The following is a 15663-nucleotide window of genomic DNA, read 5'->3' as shown; positions in this document are numbered from 1 at the left end:
CCTGCCGCCTTCGCAGCGGGCGCACCTAGCTAGTCGCGGAGCAGGTAGCGCTTGACCTTGCCGGTGGCGGTCAGCGGCAGCTCCTCCACCACATCCACCCACCGCGGGTACTTGTACGCCGCAAGCCGCTCCCGCACGTGGGCTTGCACGCGCTCGGGCAGCGTGTCGCGATCCGCGCCCTCGGTGGGAACCACGAACGCGTGCGGCTTGGTCAGCCCGGCGTCATCAACGCCGCCGACCACAGCAGCGAGCACCACATCATCCAGCTCCAGAATGCAGCCTTCGACCTCGATCGGCGACACCCAGATGCCTCCCACCTTCAGCATGTCGTCGGAACGCCCCATGTAGGTATAGGTGCCGTCGGGGTTGCGCATGTAGGTGTCGCCGGTGGCCAGGAAGCGTCCTTGCAGCGCCGCGCGGGTGCGCTCCGTGCGATTCCAGTAGCCGGTCATCACCGAGCCGCCCGCTACGTGCAGCGCGCCCGGATCGCCATCGGCCACCTCGTTGCCGTGCTCATCGCGCAGCGACACCTCATAGCCATCCAGCGGCGTGCCCGTCGTGCCGGGCACCGACGCGCCCGGCCGGTTGGAGATGGCGATGTGGGCCAGCTCGGTGGTGCCGATGCCGTCGAGAATCTCCACTCCGAATCGCTCGGCGAAGCGCCGGTGAATCTCCGGAGGCAGCGGCTCGCCGCCCGAGATGCCTTGCCGCACCGACGAGAACGTGTCGTCGGGAAGATCCGCGGCCAGCAGCTGCGCGTAGTTCGTGGGCACGCTGAAGAACAGCGTGGGCCGGTGGGTGCGAACGTGCTCGGCGACCGCCGCCGGCTCGGGCCGGTCGGCGTTCAGCACGGCTGTCGCACCGGTGCCTGACGAGAAATAGCCAGAGTTGCCCAGCCCGTAGGCGAAGAACAGCTTGGGCACCGAATAGACGACGTCGTCGGGCCCCATGTCAAGGACGCCACGGGCGTAGCTGTCGGTGCAGACCGACATGTCGATGTGGCGGTGCATGGCGCCCTTGGGCTGCCCGGTGGTGCCCGAGGTGTAGAGCCAGAACGCGACGTCATCGTCGACGGCAGCGAAGGGCTCCGGAGCCGCACTGGGGTCGCCCAGCAGTCCCTCGTCGGAATCGTCGAGCGTCCAGCGCAGGAACGGCTGGCCGTCGGCTGCAGGCAACACCTCAGGGGCGAACGGGGGCGAATACACCAGTCCGACAGCGCGGCTGTCGTGCAGCAGGAACTCGTAATCGTGCCGGCGGACCATGGTGGAGACCGGCACCGGGACAGCGCCGATCCACATCGCGCCCCAGAACCACCACAGGAACGCGGGCGTGTCGGCCGCGCACATCATCACCCGCTGCTCGGGCTGCACGCCGCGCTCGGCGAGCCCTGCCGCAGCCGCCTTCGCACCCGCCACCATCTCGGCCCTGCTCGTGTGCTGCCCGCTTGCAGCATCGACGATCGCTGTGGCGTCAGGACTTGCCTCTGCCGGTTCGATGACGAATCGGTGCACGGCATTCGCGCTCACGCTGTCCTCCTCGTCTGGTCGGCGCATTCTCGACACGTGGGTGTCGAAGCGAACACTAACGATGCACACTCATCGTGTGAGCACCGCACAGACGCGGCCGGCAGACACCGGGGTGTACCTCGACTTCTTCGGCGATCTCCGTCCGTGGAAGCACTGGACGCTGCACGTCGACGGCCCCATCGCCACGCTGCTGATGCACGTGCAGCCCGACGGTGGCATCTTCGACGGCGCCGAGCTGAAGCTGAACAGTTACGACATGGGCGTCGAGCTGGAGTTCGCCGACGCCGTCCGCCGCATCCGCTTCGAGCACCCCGAGGTGGGCTGCGTGGTGATCGGCAGCGGCTACGAGGGGGTGTTCTGCGCGGGAGCCAATATCCGGGCGCTGGCCGCTGCAACCCATGCCCACAAGGTGAACCTGTGCAAGTTCACCAACGAGACCCGTCTGGAACTCGAAGAGGCATCGGCCGGCAGCGGGCTGCGATTCCTCGCTGCGGTGGGAGGCGCATGCTCGGGAGGCGGGTACGAACTGGCGCTGGCGACCGATCACATCTTGCTGGTGGATGACCGGAACACCGCCGTATCGCTGCCCGAGGTGCCACTGCTGGGTGTTTTGCCGGGAACGGGCGGGCTGACCCGGCTGACCGACAAGCGTCACGTGCGACGCGACCGCGCCGATGTGTTCGCCACCAGAGCCGAGGGCCTGCGGGGCGAGGTGGCGCTGGAGTGGGGCCTGGTGGATGAGCTGGCACCGCGTACGTCGTTCGACGAAGCCGTCAGCGTCAGAGCCGCTGCACTGGCCGAGGACAGCCGCGCCGCCCAAACCGGCGCCGACGGCGAGCCGGTGGAGCTGGAACCGCTGGGCATCTCGCCCACCCCGGACGGCAGCGTGATCGGCGAGTTCGTCGCTATGGCACCGGACCGCGATCGGGCCTGTGCCGAGGTGCTGATCAGCGCAAGCCCCGATCCCCGTTGGCCGCTGCGAGCGGCACGGGAGCTCGATGCGCTGCTGTGCCATCTGCGCTTCAACGAACCCGAGCTGGGCACGCTGGTGCTGCTGACCGAGGGCAGCCGCGCAAGCGTCACCGCCCACGACCGGGCGCTGTGCGAGCCCGCCAACCATGCCGAGCGGGAAACCGCCCTGCTCTGGCGTCGCACCCTGTCGCGGCTTGATCTCACCGCTCGCACGCTCATCGCCGGGATCGAGCCCGGCTCGTGCTTCGCGGGCGTGCTCGCCGAGGTGGCACTGGCGGCCGACCGCACCTACATCTTGGAGGGCGAATTCGTCGACGAGCGGCCCGACGATGCCGTGGGCATGGCCGTGCGAGCACTGCGCGGACCCCCGAGCCCAGAGGCCGACCTGCCGGCGCTGTCCATGACCGAGATCAGCCTCGGATCGATGCCCATGGCCAACGGCCTCACCCGGCTGCAGTCTCGACTCTGGGGAGATGACGAAGCCATTGCCGCCGCCCGCGACACCGTCGGTTCCGCCCTCGATGCACAGGCTGCGGCCGAGGTCGGGCTGGCGACCGCGACTCCCGACGACCTCGATTGGGACGACGATCTGAGACTGGCGATCGAGGAGCGCGCCGCCTTCTCGCCCGACGCGCTGACCGCCATGGAGGCCAACCACCGCTTCTGCGGCCCCGAGACGATGGCCACCAAGATCTTCGGCCGGCTGTCGGCCTGGCAGAACTGGATCTTCATCCGCCCGAACGCCACCGGCCCGAACGGCGCGCTGACCCGCTACGGCACCGGCACTCGCCCGAACTACGCCACAGACCGTGTGTAAATTCGGCCTCCGCGGCGACGAGGGGAAGCGCCCGTGAGCAAAATCGATTACAGCGAGCGCATCCCCAACAACGTCGGACTCGCAGACGACCGCCGTCTGCAGCGGGCACTCGAAGGGTGGCAGCCCAAGTTCGCCCGCTGGTGGGACGAGCTGGGCCCCGCCGGTTTCTCGGGAAACGACGTCTACCTGCGCACGGCCACCGACACCAGCGCCGAGGGCTGGGCCCATTTCGACTACGTCAAGATGCCCGACTACCGCTGGGGCATCTTCCTGTCGGCTCCCAAGCCCGACCGCCGCATCGGCTTCGGCGAATCTGCGGGCCAGCCGGTGTGGCAGGAGGTGCCGGGCGAGTTCCGCAGCGACCTGCGCCGCCTGATCGTGGTGCAGGGAGACACCGAGCCGGCGTCGGTGGAGCAGCAACGACATCTCGGCCACACAGCCCCGTCGCTGTACGACCTGCGCAACCTGTTCCAGATCAACGTCGAGGAGGGCCGCCACCTGTGGGCGATGGTGTACCTGCTTCACGCGCATTTCGGCCGCGACGGCCGTGAGGAGGCCGAGGCGCTGCTGGAGCGGCACTCGGGTGACCCCGACAATCCCCGCATCCTGAACGCTTTCAACGAGAAGACCTCCGACTGGCTCTCGTTCCTGGCGTTCACCTACTTCACCGACCGTGACGGCAAGTACCAGCTCGGTGCGCTGGCCGAATCGGCGTTCGATCCGCTCAGCCGCACCTGCGAGTTCATGCTGCGCGAGGAGGCGCACCACATGTTCGTGGGCGCGACCGGCATGGGACGCGTTGCCCAGCGCACCTGCGAGGTGATGGTCGAGCATGACACCGACGATGTCCGGCCCTTCGGCGTCGTCGACTTGCCGACGCTGCAGAAATACATCAACTTCCACTACGCGGTCTCGCTCGACCTGTTCGGAGCGGAAGCCTCAACGAACGGCGCCAACTTCTACACCGCCGGCCTCAAAGGAAGGTTCGACGAGTCGAGCTACCACGACGATCACGTGCTCACCTCCACCACGTTCGCCTGCACCGAGGTGGTCGACGGCGCATTGGCGACCGTGGACCGACCCTCGCTGCAGGTGGTGAACCTGCAGCTGCGCGATTCGTATTCCGACGACTGCGAGAAAGGGCTGCGGCGCTGGAACCGCCTGATCGCCGAGGCCGGCGTCGACTTCGAGCTCAAGCTGCCGCACCCGGGCTTCAACCGAGCCGTGGGCGTGTTCGCCCCGCACGACATCACGCCCGACGGCAGGGTGGTCGGCAGGGCCGAATGGGAAGCGTCGTGCGGCGACTGGCTCCCCACCGACGACGACCGCGACTACATCACGTCGCTCATGTCGCCCGTCTACGAGCCGGGACGCATGGCTGGCTGGATCGCTCCCCCGGCTCGCGGCATCAACACCAGGCCGGTCGAATACGACTACGTGCGCCTGTAGTCGCCATGGGCTCTGCACCAGGCGATAGCGGCGCAAGCGCCATCGAATCAGGCAACACAGTCACCGTGGACGGCCGCCTGCAGGTTGACTCGGTCGGCATCGCATACCGCCGGATCTCTCCCGGAGGCACCGACAGCCGGCACATCAGCACCGGGAACAGCCCGGTAATCGTGATGCTGCACGAAGGCCTCGGCAGCATCACGCAGTGGCGGGACCTGCCCGAGGTATTGGCGCGCCGGTGCGGGCTCGAGGTTGTCGCCTACGACCGCGGCGGCTACGGCCGTTCAGACCCGCTGCCCGAGGCCTACAGCGACGGGTTCATGGAACGCGAGGCCACCGAGGTGCTGCCTGCCGTGCTCGACGAGCTCGGCGCCCGCCGGCCGATTCTCGTCGGTCACAGCGACGGGGCATCCATCTCGCTGATCGCAGCGGGCTTGGCATCAGTGGTGCCGCTCGGCGTTGCCGTCATCGCGCCGCACTCGTTCATCGAGGACATCTGCATCGACGGCATACGCGCCATCGACGGCCAGCGCGAGCAGGTGATCTCGGGACTCGCCCGCCACCACGACCACCCCCGTCTCGCCTTCGAGCGCTGGCGAGACGTCTGGCTGACACCGCGATTTCGCCACTGGGACATCCGACCGCTGCTGGAACGCATCGACTGCCCGGTCCTGGTGCTGCAGGGCGACGGCGATCAGTACGGCACCGAATCGCAGGTGTCGACGATCGTCCAGTCAGCGCCGAACGCGACCGGCCACCTGCTTGCCGACTGCGGCCACGTCGCCCATCGCGACCAGCCTGAGCGCATCGCCGGCTACTTGGCCGACTTCGTCTCCGGCTGCGCGGCCGCCGGTTCCTGACCCAGCAGGGTCGCCAATGCGTCTGACGCGATCACGTCGGGCGCCTCGAACGGCCCGAAGTGCCCCAGTCCGTGGTAGGTGATGAGCCGCGAGTTTCCCAATGCCTCATGTGCGGGAACCCCGATGTCCTCGAAGGTCATCTCGAGTCCCTTGCCGATGACCACCGGCGTCTGGCCGCCCTCGAGACGAGCCGTCGTGGAGACCCACTCGCCGTCGTAGGTTGCCGCCTCGTCTGCGGCACGGCAGCGCAACCGCACGGAGCCGTCAGGCAGATCCTCGAACCCGTTGGCGAGGTAGCTCGCCAGCGCATCGGCCCGCACCCCGCTGAACGGCGGCCGCGATGCGAAGCGCTCGAAGGCCTCGCCGCGTGAGGCGAATTCTTCCCGGCGCTTCGTGGTGAGCGCGATCAACGGGTTCTCGCCCGGCCCGAATTGGTCTTCGATGCGCCACACCACCGGCTCGTAGCCATACATGCGCCGGATGGTGCCGGGCCGCTGCGCATCGGCCAGCAGCAGCGTCGCGGCGCCGATCGAATGCCCGACGCAGTCCAACTCGCTGTGAGCGATGCCCAGATGATCGACGATGCCCAGCAGATCATTCGCCAGCGTTGTCCACAGGAAGTCGCGTTCGGCGGGCGGCGGACTCCAGCCGTGGGCGCGGAGATCAGGTGCCCACACAGTGAAGTGCTCGGTCAGGCGGCTGGTGAGCGGACCGTAGGTTCGGCCGTTGAAGCCGGTGGCATGCACGAACAGCAACGGCGGCCCGTCGCCGCCCAGCCGATGCAGCGCGAGCTCGACGCCTTCGGCTACTTCGACCATCTCCGGCGCCGGCGTGACACCGTCAGGACCACTCATGTCTGGACAGCCCATGTGCTAGCCATGCGCGCATGAGTACTACACGGGGAGCCGAGGGCGCTGAGGCACCTCCCGATCTTGAGTTCTTCTGGGATCCGGTGTGCCCCTTTGCCTGGATCACGTCGCGCTGGGTCGAGAAGGTGGTTGCCCAGACGGGCTACTCGGTGGACTGGCGTTTCATCTCGCTGCGCATCCTGAACAAGCACCGCGACTACGCCACTGAGTTTCCGGCCGGCTACGAGCAGGGCCATACCGCTGGACTGCGCATGCTGCGGGTGGCTGCCAAGGTGCGAGCCGAGCTGGGCCGTGACGTGATGGGCCCGCTGTATGACGCGATGGGCCAGCATTACTGGGAGATGCCCAAGGGCTCGGGCCTGCGGGATCGCATCGGCACCGCAGCGCACACCGCTGAGGCGTTGGCTACTGCCGGTCTGCCGACGGACTTCGCTGCAACGGTCGACGACGAGTCGTGGGATGCCGAGATCGAAGCCGAAACGGAGCTTGCCCTGAGCCGCACCGGGCGAGACGTCGGCACGCCGATCATCACGTTCGAGCCGCCCGACGGCCTGTCGTTCTTCGGACCGGTGATCTCGCGGGTTCCCTCCGACGAACAGGCCGTGCCGCTGTGGAATGCCGTCATCGAGCTCGCGCGCTTCCCGGGCTTTGCAGAGCTGAAGCGTTCGTTGCGCGAAGCCCCGCAGCTGAATGTGCTGGGCACCATCACGGAAGCACCCGAGATGGAGGACTGGGAAGCAGGTTCCCGCAAGGCGCACAAACCGAGCTGACGCCCGGCTCAGGAATCGAGGCGGTAGGCCTCGGAGGTGGGCTTGAGGGGGCGTGCCAGCCACGTCGGGCGGCGCAGACCGCCTGGACCGGGAGCCGGTCGGGTCATCGCCAGCCACTCCTCATAGGCGGCCCGGGCGCGCTCGGTATCGACCATCACATCGCCGTAGCGGTCGCCGGGTTCGGCCGGCCCCACGCGCACCCGCTGGTGCCAGCACTGCATGCCCGAGACCGGGTCAGGCTGCACCGAGAACGTGAGGTTCTGGTGGACGCCGGTGTCGTTCCACCAGACCCGCTCAGAATCGGGGTCGTCGGAGGCGAACGGCGCCATCGACCCGGTGCGCCGGAGCAGCCACACGGTGCCGTCGCGCTGGATCTCGGCAGGACCGCCAGCCCAGGACCTCGGTCGCTCGTCTGGGGGCTCAGTCTGTGATTGAGCGGCGGGGTCGAGGCGCCAGCGGCCCATGTGGTGCGAGGCCGCCACCACGCCGGGGCGGATGCCTTCGGTGCGCCAGGCCGAGATGACGAAGTGGCCGATGCGGGTGCTGATCCGCACGAGGCCGCCCACATCGATGCCGAGAGCCTCGGCGTCTGAAGGGTGGATCCACAGCGGATGGCGGTGGCTGATCTCCGCCAGCCACTTGGCGTTCGCCGACCTGGTGTGGATGAGCGTCGGGATGCGGAACGTCGGCACCAAAATACGCTCGTTGCCGGCCAGATCCAGATGCTGCCAATGAACGTGGCTGGGTATCCAGCCGGGTGTCGCATGCTCGGGCCAGCCCCACTCGGCCAGCGTCGTCGAGTACAGCTCCAGCTTGCGCGACGGCGTCGGGAACCCGGCACGGGCCGCTCCTGCCACCTGCACCGCCACGGAGCCGTCGCCGAGCGGGGGCAGCGACGTGGTGGCGCCTCCGACGGTGTCGCGCGACGGCCGGTGGACGTCGTCGTCGCCCAAGACGGTGCCAGCCAGTTGCGCGGGCTCAACGACTCGCTCGTGGTGACCGTAGGGATCGCCGCGCACTGCGTAAGCGCCCCGGTCGCGCATGAACTCGAGCGGCGTCTGCCCCGCTGCCGCGGCGTCGTCGGCGAGGCCAGGCACCTCGTCGGTGAAGATGGCCTCGTAGTACTCGTCGATGCTGATGGGCTCGCCGGGGCGGGACGGGCTTTCGAACCACTGGCGGATGCCGAGCGAGCCATCGGGGTCGATCCGCCACGACAGGTCGATCCAGAACTCGTTCTCCTCCCAAACCTCGCCTGGGTTGAATTCGTGGGTCCGGCTCTCGGGGCCGAGCTCGGCTCCCTTCAGTTCGGCATACCGGCGCATCACCGGCTGGCGGAAGCCCAGCCATTGGCCTGCGTGCGTCTCGAACGACGCCAGGTCATGACGCTCCGAGCCCACGCCCATCGGAAGCACGTAGTCGGCGAACCACGCCGTCTCCGACCACGTCGGCGTGAGCGCAACATGGCAGCCCACCCGCTCGGGATCGCTCAGCGTCTCCAGCCAGCTGAACCCATCGGGGTTCGTCCACACCGGGTTATAGACGCGGGTGAAGTACGTGTCGAGCTTGCCCCTGCCCTCGCGCAGGAAGTGCGGCAGCAGGATCGACATCTCGTGATGGCTGAGCGGGTACTCGCGCGGCCACGACAGCTCGTTCCAGTGCTCCACCGGCGGCGGCCGCAGCGGCGGCGCCGGCTTCATCTTGTGCCAGCCCGCTCCAGTGGTGCCCCCCACCGTGCCGACCGACCCGGTGAGCACGTTGAGCAGGAACAGGCACCGTGCGGTCTGCCAGCCGCCCAGGTTGCCCGCGCCAGCGGCGCGCCAGTTGTGAGAGGCGAACCGGCCTAGCGCTCCGCCGATCGCATGCGCGATCTCACGCAGATCGCCCGCGTCCACCCCGCACAGCTCTGCGGCCCGCTCAGGCGTGTACTCCGCGTAGGCGTCACGCAGCGCCACCTCGACCGACTCGAACGTCGGCGGCAGATCGGGCCGGGTCTCGGCCAGGTAGGTCTGCCAGTTCGTCCAGCGGTGCACGAATGCTCGGTCCCACGTGCCTGCCTCAAGCAGCAGGTGGGCCAGGCTCAGCAGCAGGACCGGTTCAGTGCCGGGCCACGCAGGCAGCCAGTGATCGGCCTTGGCCCCCGTGTTCGACAGCCTCGGATCGACGCAGATCACCGTCGCTCCCCGCTGCTGGGCCTCGATGATGCGCTGGGCGTGCGGGTTGAAGTAGTGCCCGGCCTCGAGGTGGCTCGAGATCAGGAAGATGACCTCAGCGTTGGCGAAGTCCGACGAGGGCCGGTCGTGGCCCATCCACGTCGCGTAGCCGACCCGGGCGCTGGAGGAGCAGACGTTGGTGTGGCTGTTGTGCCCGTCGATGCCCCACGCCGTGAGCACGCGCTCGGTGTAGCCGTCTTCGCCCGGCCGGCCGACGTGGTACATGACTTCGTTGCGGCGGCCTTCGACGATGGCCGTACGGATGCGTGCTGCGATCTCGGTCAGCGCTTCGTCCCAGCTGACGCGTTCCCATCCGCCACTGCCGCGCTCACCCGTCCGGCGCAGCGGGTACAGGATGCGCTCGGTGTCGTGCACCTGGTTGATCGTGGCGGGGCCCTTGGCGCAGTTGCGACCCCGGGAAGCGGGGTGCTCGGGGTTGCCTTCGAACCGAACGACCTCGTCGGTGTCGCGGTCGATATAGGCCACCAGCCCGCACGCCGCCTCGCAGTTGAAACAGGTGGTGGGCACCAGGGTGTAGTTGCGCTCGACACGCTCCGGCCACGCTGCGGCGTCGAGCTCCGACCAGTCATGCCATTGGTCGTGCGGAGCCGCCGAACCGAGCTGCACTGCTGGCCTTGGCGGGGAGTCCTGTTCGCTCGAGCGGTGCTCGCTCATGACAGGGGCACCGCCTGGGCCGCACGCAGGTAGGCACGGTCGTGCCGGTAGAGCCATGCCAAGACCGCGGCAGCAACGACCGGAGCCCAGGCAAACGCTGCGCCGCTCGCTCGGAGGGCCACAAAGGCCCCCCACACCGCACCGCCCCCCAGCAGGGCTTCACCCACCAGCCGGCCGATGAGCAACAGCGCCGGCCGGTCGGCCCACAGCACCCGGCCTCGGCACTGGCGCAGCAGCAACGCCGTGTATGCAGCGGTCAGCAACGAGAACACGGCCGTCGGGCCGATCAGCACCACGAACCAGGTCGAACCGCCCCACAAGCCCGCGATGCCCCACAGCATCACCAGCGTCGCGTCGATCATGATCACCCACGCCCCCGCGGTGATCCAGCTGCGGAGCCGGCCCTTGGCGAACAGGTACCAGAAGCGCTCGGGCCGTTTCAGATCGGCGATGAGCAGCACGCCCGTCACTGCCAGCGCCACCAGGGCGATCACCGCCGGTCCCGTGGCGACGGCGGCACGGTCGTCCCAGCCCAGCAGCGCCGCGGCAGCGGCCCACAGCATCACCCCGGCCGCCACCCCTTTGGTGACCATGTAGCCGGCCACCTTGGCTCCCCACGGCTCGTCATGGGACACGGTGTAGGCCGTGCGTGCCGCCGGCGCTGTCGACGCTGCCGGCCAGGAGGCGCTTCCGGTCCAGTCGGCCCAGATCAGCCCGTCGTCAGCCACCGGGCGCGCCAGCGGATCCAACGCCTCGGGCACGGTGCCCGCGTAGTGCACTTTGGGCAGGGTGCGGCGCTCGGGCGCCCGCACCAGCAGGTCCTCGGAGCGGATGCGGTCTGCGACCGGATCCGCCGGGTCGTCGTGATCGACCACGGTGATAGCCCGTGTCGGGCAGACCGACACGCACGAGGGCTCGAGCCCGACTTCCAGCTTGTGCTGGCAGAAATTGCACTTGTGCGCGGTGCCGGTTTCCGGCGAGATGTACAGCGCGTCGTACGGGCACGCGTTCATGCAGCCCTTGCAGCCGATGCAGCGGGAATCGTCGAAATCCACCACGCCGTTGGATGCCCGGAACAGCGCACCAGTCGGGCAGATCGCGATGCAGGGTGCGTCGTCGCAGTGGTTGCAGCGCATCACTGCGAAGTGCCGCTGCGTCTGCGGGAACTCGCCGGTCTCGACGTAGTTGACCCACGTCCGGTTGACGCCGAGCGGCACGTCGTGCTCGCTCTTGCAGGCCACCGTGCACGCGTGGCAACCGATGCACGCGCCGCTGTCCAGCAGGAACCCCAAGCGCGTCACGGCCAACAGGATCGCACACGTCCGGGCGCTTTCTGTCCTTTCACGACTGCAATCTGTTTCGATCCCTCCGGACGGTTGCGAACGGATTACCGACCGGTACTTGCGGCGCGCCTAACGTGGCACGGGATCGGCAAGGGGGGCACATGAGCGACGACGCAGGCAACAGCCCGACCAACGGCGCTGCCGAGGGCGACGAGATCATCCGACTCAGCGAGGTCTACAAGATCTTCGGGCCGCAGCCGAGAGGCCGCGCCTTCGAGCTGGCTCGTTCCGGCGTGCCCAAGAACGATGTTCAGCGGCTCTCGGGCCATGTCGTCGGCCTCACCGATGTGAACTTCTCGGTCAACCGGGGCGAGATCTTCGTGGTGATGGGCCTGTCAGGTTCCGGCAAGTCGACCGCCATCCGGATGGTCAACAAGCTGCACGATGTCACCCACGGCGAAGTGCTGGTGGATGGCGTCGACGTGCAGAAGCTGTACGGGACCGACCTGCAGGAGTTCCGGCGGGAGAAGATGGGGATGGTCTTCCAGCACTTCGCCCTCTTCCCGCATCGCAAAGTGATCGACAACGTCGGCTACGGGCTCAAGGTGCAGAAGGTCGACCGCTCTGAGCGAAATGAAGCCTCCATGCGGGCACTGTCGCTGGTCGGACTGGCCGCGTTCGCCGATCACCGGCCCGCCCAGCTCTCCGGCGGCATGCAGCAGCGTGTCGGTCTCGCTCGTGCGCTGGCCTCGGATCCGGACATCCTCCTCATGGACGAGGCGTTCAGCGCACTCGACCCGCTCATCCGGCGTCAGATGCAAGACGAGATGATGGAGATCCAAGCCGAGGTCCACAAGACGATTCTGTTCATCACCCACGACCTCAACGAGGCGCTGCGCATCGGCGACCGGGTCTGCATCATGAAGGACGGCGCAGTCGTACAGATCGGCACACCCGAAGAGATCCTGACTGAGCCAGCCACTGGCTATGTGGCCGAATTCGTCCAGGACGTCGATCAGGGACGGGTGATCAAGGTCCACGAGGTCATGTCGGAGCCCAGGCCGATCCCGGCCGACATCTCGCTCAGTGATGCGCTGACCCTCTGCCAGGACATTGCGGGCCGATTCTGTTGCGACTCCTCGGGCAAGCCGGTCTCGCTGTTGACAGCGGCCGACGGTTTGCGGGCCCGTGGCATGGGAAGCAACGACCTCAAGAAGGCGCTGCGCTCCGATTTCGACAGGTGCAGCCCGGACGCCACATTGAACGAGCTCTACGCAGCGGCCGGGCGCGGCCTCTCGATTGCCGTGGTCGACGATGACGGCACGCTCGTCGGGAATCTGGATCCCCGTCTCATCATGGAGGAGATGGGCAGAGTCGAACAGCTGATAGACGACTTCGAGCGGGAGGTGTTCATGTGAGCGCCGCCATGCTCCTCGCCCAGGCCAACGGCGAAGAAACAAGCGAGTCGGGCCATTTCATTGACCAAGTCGTCGACGTCGTCACTGCACCTGAGGCTGGTGATCGCTTGGCCGACTGGGCAACGACCGGCGTCGAATGGGCACTGTTGCTGGCGCTCTTCATCGTCCCGGCGCTCCTGCTCTTCGGCGGAGCGATCGGTCGCCGTTACGGCATGGCGGCCGGCGGTCTCATCGGGCTCGTCGCTGTGTGGTGGTACCGCTTCAGGTCTGAAGAGATCATCTCGTCCGGCACCCATGCCTACCGCGTCGACGGCGAAACGATCTACTGCCGAGACGCACTCGTCGATGCCGAGGGCGATCTCTTGGAGTGCACGTCGGGCGTCGTAGCGCAAGCACGGCAGAACACCGTGCTCGACAACTGGCAGATCCCAGTCGGCGACTGGGTGGAACAGACCGTGTTCTGGGTGGACAACAACCTGCAGGCCACCATCGGAGTCATCAAGTGGCCGTTCGACACGCTGATCAACATCATCGTGAATGAGTGGCTGCTGCAAATGTCGTGGCTGACGGTGTGCATAGCGGTTTTCCTGATCGGCTGGCTGATCCGGAACTTCCAAGTCGGCTTCATGGCTTTCATCGGCCTGCTGGTCTGCGGTCTGCTCGGCGAAGCCTTCTGGCGAGAAACAGCGTTGACCATCGGCTTCATCGGCGTGGCCGTTCTCGTGTGCGTGATCGTCGGCATACCCATCGGGGTCTTGTGCGGGCGCGTCGATGGCGCATGGAAGGTGGTCCGCCCAATCCTGGATGCGATGCAGGTCGTTCACTCGTTTGTGTACATGCTGCCGTTCGTCTTCTTCTTCAAGATCGGCTTCGTCGCAGCCACCATGGTCACGATGACGTTCGCTTTGCCGCCGCTGATCCGCCTCACGAACCTCGGCATCCGGCAGGTTCCCGAAGACGTCGTCGAAGCATCACGCGCCTACGGCGCTCCTGAATGGCGTGTCCTCACCGACGTCCAGCTGCCGCTGGCACGACCGGCGATCATGACCGGTCTCAACCAGACTCTGCTGCTCGCCATATCGATGCTCGGCATCGCCGCCATCATGGGCGCAGGCGGCTTGGGCAGTCTGCTGTTCCGTGCCATCAACAATCTCGACATCGCACTGGCTGGGTCTGCGGGCTTGGCCTTCTTCCTGGTGGCTGTTGTCCTGGATCGACTCAGCCAGCCCGAGGCAGGCGATTCGGGCAATCTCCTCAGCCGGATTACCCAGGCTTGGAAGCACCGGCGGACCCCCGAGGAGCTGCTCGTCGATACCGAGGCTGCCGAGACGACTGCCAGAGATGCCGAACCTCCCGTACCCGACGAGGCATTCGAGACTGTGGGCCCCCGGGAACGTGGCGCTGTCATCGCCACAGCCATCGGTGCGGTCATCACGCTCGTCGCGTTGCTGCTGCCCTGGAACGCGAATGCCGGTCTCGTCTCCGCCTACGCACGCAGCGCCGATACCGATCTTCGCTCTATGGACTGTTCCGGGGAGTGGGTAGAGGAGCAGTCCCTCAACCCGCTCGCCGAGGGCGGCACGGAGCTCGTTTGTGTCGGCGACCTCAGTTTCATTTCTCAGAACTTCAATGGCCTCTCGGCTTCCGGCGGCTCGTGGTTCGGGATCTTCATCGGGGTGATGGCTGCGGTGTCGCTATTCGCAGCCGTCAACACATTGTTCCGACCCGGCAGAGGTTCGCGCTGGATGTCGGCGCACGGGGCCGCGGTCTTCTCGTTGGCAACGCTCATCGCGACAGTCGCCTACCTGTTCGCCCGACCACCCGACAAGGTGGAGGAACTCGGCATCTTCAGCGTCGGCATCGGCATCTACTTGGCGGTCATCGGCGCAATCGTGGCGAGCGCGGCCGCGTGCCTCTGGCTCTGGCGGGCACCGATGACCGCACGACGACCACTGCCGGCGAACATCGGCTGGGGACGCCTGCTGGGCGGGTCGTTCGCCGTGCTGCTGCTCGTCATGGGCGGCTATGCCGGCTGGAGTTTCGACACGCGCGCCGAATCGGTGATCGACGACGAACTGCAGGCCGAGCTTGACCAGATCGCCGCCGACGGAGCAGCGGCCTTGGCGGCAGCGCGTGCTGCGGCAGTGGGCGCCGACGAAGCCGAAGCAGCTGGCGACGACATCCGAGCGCAGGAACTGCGGCGCGAAGAGAATCGGCAGCTGGCCCTTGAAGGGGTGAAGGCAGCCGACATCGCATCCAAGATCGCTCAAGCCAAACGACAAGGCGACATCATCCACGACGGATTCGAATCCGAAGGCGCCGGCATAGGCATCTGGACGCTGATTGGCGGGCTCGTCGGACTCGTCATGATCGTGCCTGCGATCGGATTGACCGGGATTGATGAGGCGCGCCGCTATCGCTGGAGCGCCCTGGTAGGCGGCATCGGCATGGGCGTTGCGATCTTGCCCCTGGCATGGATCCTGACGATCGTCCGCGTCGCCGACGAGAATCTCGTTTCTGGCGTTGGATCCGTGCTGGTGCTGGCGGCGGGATTCACGATGTTCGCAACCTCCCGCGGCACCCTCTCGGAATTCGAGCGGAACAAGATCTACGGCGATATTCCCGCCAACACGGGCTGACCATCGATTCACGCTGCCCAAAGCACTCCGAACATGTATGCGCGGTCTAGGGTGTTAGGCGCGCATATGGCCCGACTACGCTGCTGCGCAAGGAGCCCTCGTCGAGCCGGGCGAATGGCGCCGCACATGCGTGGTCGCAACTAGGAGCGCCGCGTGACGCAATCTGTCGCAGATC

At 67.2% G+C, this 15663-nt stretch carries 10 protein-coding genes; 6 read left to right on the top strand and 4 right to left on the bottom strand.

The window, feature by feature from the left end; genetic code table 11:
* Window positions 1–29 precede the first annotated feature (29 nt).
* Complete coding sequence (locus ACOGI8_RS07860; protein ID WP_419856316.1) at window positions 30–1526, bottom strand: benzoate-CoA ligase family protein; 1497 nt, start codon at window positions 1524–1526, stop codon at window positions 30–32.
* A 61-nt stretch (window positions 1527–1587) separates the two neighbouring features.
* Between ACOGI8_RS07860 and ACOGI8_RS07855 the strand changes: the two genes are divergently transcribed.
* From ACOGI8_RS07855 to ACOGI8_RS07845, 3 genes are read left to right on the top strand one after another with little or no spacing between them, the layout of a single operon-like run.
* Window positions 1588–3315: an enoyl-CoA hydratase-related protein gene (locus ACOGI8_RS07855; protein ID WP_419856315.1), complete on the top strand. Its 1728-nt coding sequence runs from the start codon at window positions 1588–1590 to the stop codon at window positions 3313–3315.
* A gap of 33 nt (window positions 3316–3348) precedes the next feature.
* Window positions 3349–4764, top strand: coding sequence for a benzoyl-CoA 2,3-epoxidase subunit BoxB (gene boxB, locus ACOGI8_RS07850; RefSeq protein ID WP_419856314.1), 1416 nt, complete (start codon window positions 3349–3351; stop codon window positions 4762–4764).
* A gap of 5 nt (window positions 4765–4769) precedes the next feature.
* Window positions 4770–5624, top strand: coding sequence for an alpha/beta fold hydrolase (locus ACOGI8_RS07845; RefSeq protein ID WP_419856313.1), 855 nt, complete (start codon window positions 4770–4772; stop codon window positions 5622–5624).
* Here ACOGI8_RS07845 and ACOGI8_RS07840 read toward each other — a convergent pair.
* Window positions 5579–6478: an alpha/beta fold hydrolase gene (locus ACOGI8_RS07840; protein WP_419856312.1), complete on the bottom strand. Its 900-nt coding sequence runs from the start codon at window positions 6476–6478 to the stop codon at window positions 5579–5581. The genes ACOGI8_RS07845 and ACOGI8_RS07840 overlap by 46 nt on opposite strands.
* A gap of 32 nt (window positions 6479–6510) precedes the next feature.
* On the opposite strand from ACOGI8_RS07840, the gene ACOGI8_RS07835 reads away from it, so the two are divergent.
* A complete protein-coding gene (locus ACOGI8_RS07835; RefSeq protein ID WP_419856311.1) occupies window positions 6511–7263 on the top strand; it encodes a hypothetical protein in 753 nt (250 codons plus the stop codon).
* 8 nt (window positions 7264–7271) lie between these two features.
* Here ACOGI8_RS07835 and ACOGI8_RS07830 read toward each other — a convergent pair whose 3' ends face one another.
* Complete coding sequence (locus ACOGI8_RS07830) at window positions 7272–10148, bottom strand: molybdopterin-dependent oxidoreductase (protein ID WP_419856310.1); 2877 nt, start codon at window positions 10146–10148, stop codon at window positions 7272–7274.
* Window positions 10145–11449, bottom strand: a complete 1305-nt coding sequence (locus ACOGI8_RS07825) for a 4Fe-4S dicluster domain-containing protein (RefSeq protein ID WP_419856309.1) — start codon at window positions 11447–11449, stop codon at window positions 10145–10147. The genes ACOGI8_RS07830 and ACOGI8_RS07825 overlap by 4 nt, the downstream gene beginning before the upstream one ends.
* 143 nt (window positions 11450–11592) lie before the next feature.
* On the opposite strand from ACOGI8_RS07825, the gene ACOGI8_RS07820 reads away from it, so the two are divergent.
* Both ACOGI8_RS07820 and ACOGI8_RS07815 read left to right on the top strand, forming a co-directional pair.
* Window positions 11593–12849, top strand: coding sequence for a quaternary amine ABC transporter ATP-binding protein (locus ACOGI8_RS07820; protein WP_419856308.1), 1257 nt, complete (start codon window positions 11593–11595; stop codon window positions 12847–12849).
* On the top strand, window positions 12846–15488 hold the full coding sequence (locus ACOGI8_RS07815; protein WP_419856307.1) for an ABC transporter permease: 2643 nt from the start codon (window positions 12846–12848) through the stop codon (window positions 15486–15488). Before ACOGI8_RS07820 ends, ACOGI8_RS07815 begins: the two co-directional genes overlap by 4 nt.
* Window positions 15489–15663: the final 175 nt, after the last annotated feature.

This window comes from Candidatus Poriferisodalis sp., assembly GCF_965204195.1.
In the GTDB taxonomy this organism is placed as follows: Bacteria; Actinomycetota; Acidimicrobiia; order Acidimicrobiales; family Poriferisodalaceae; genus Poriferisodalis.
This window is presented reverse-complemented; position numbering and strand designations above follow the sequence as displayed.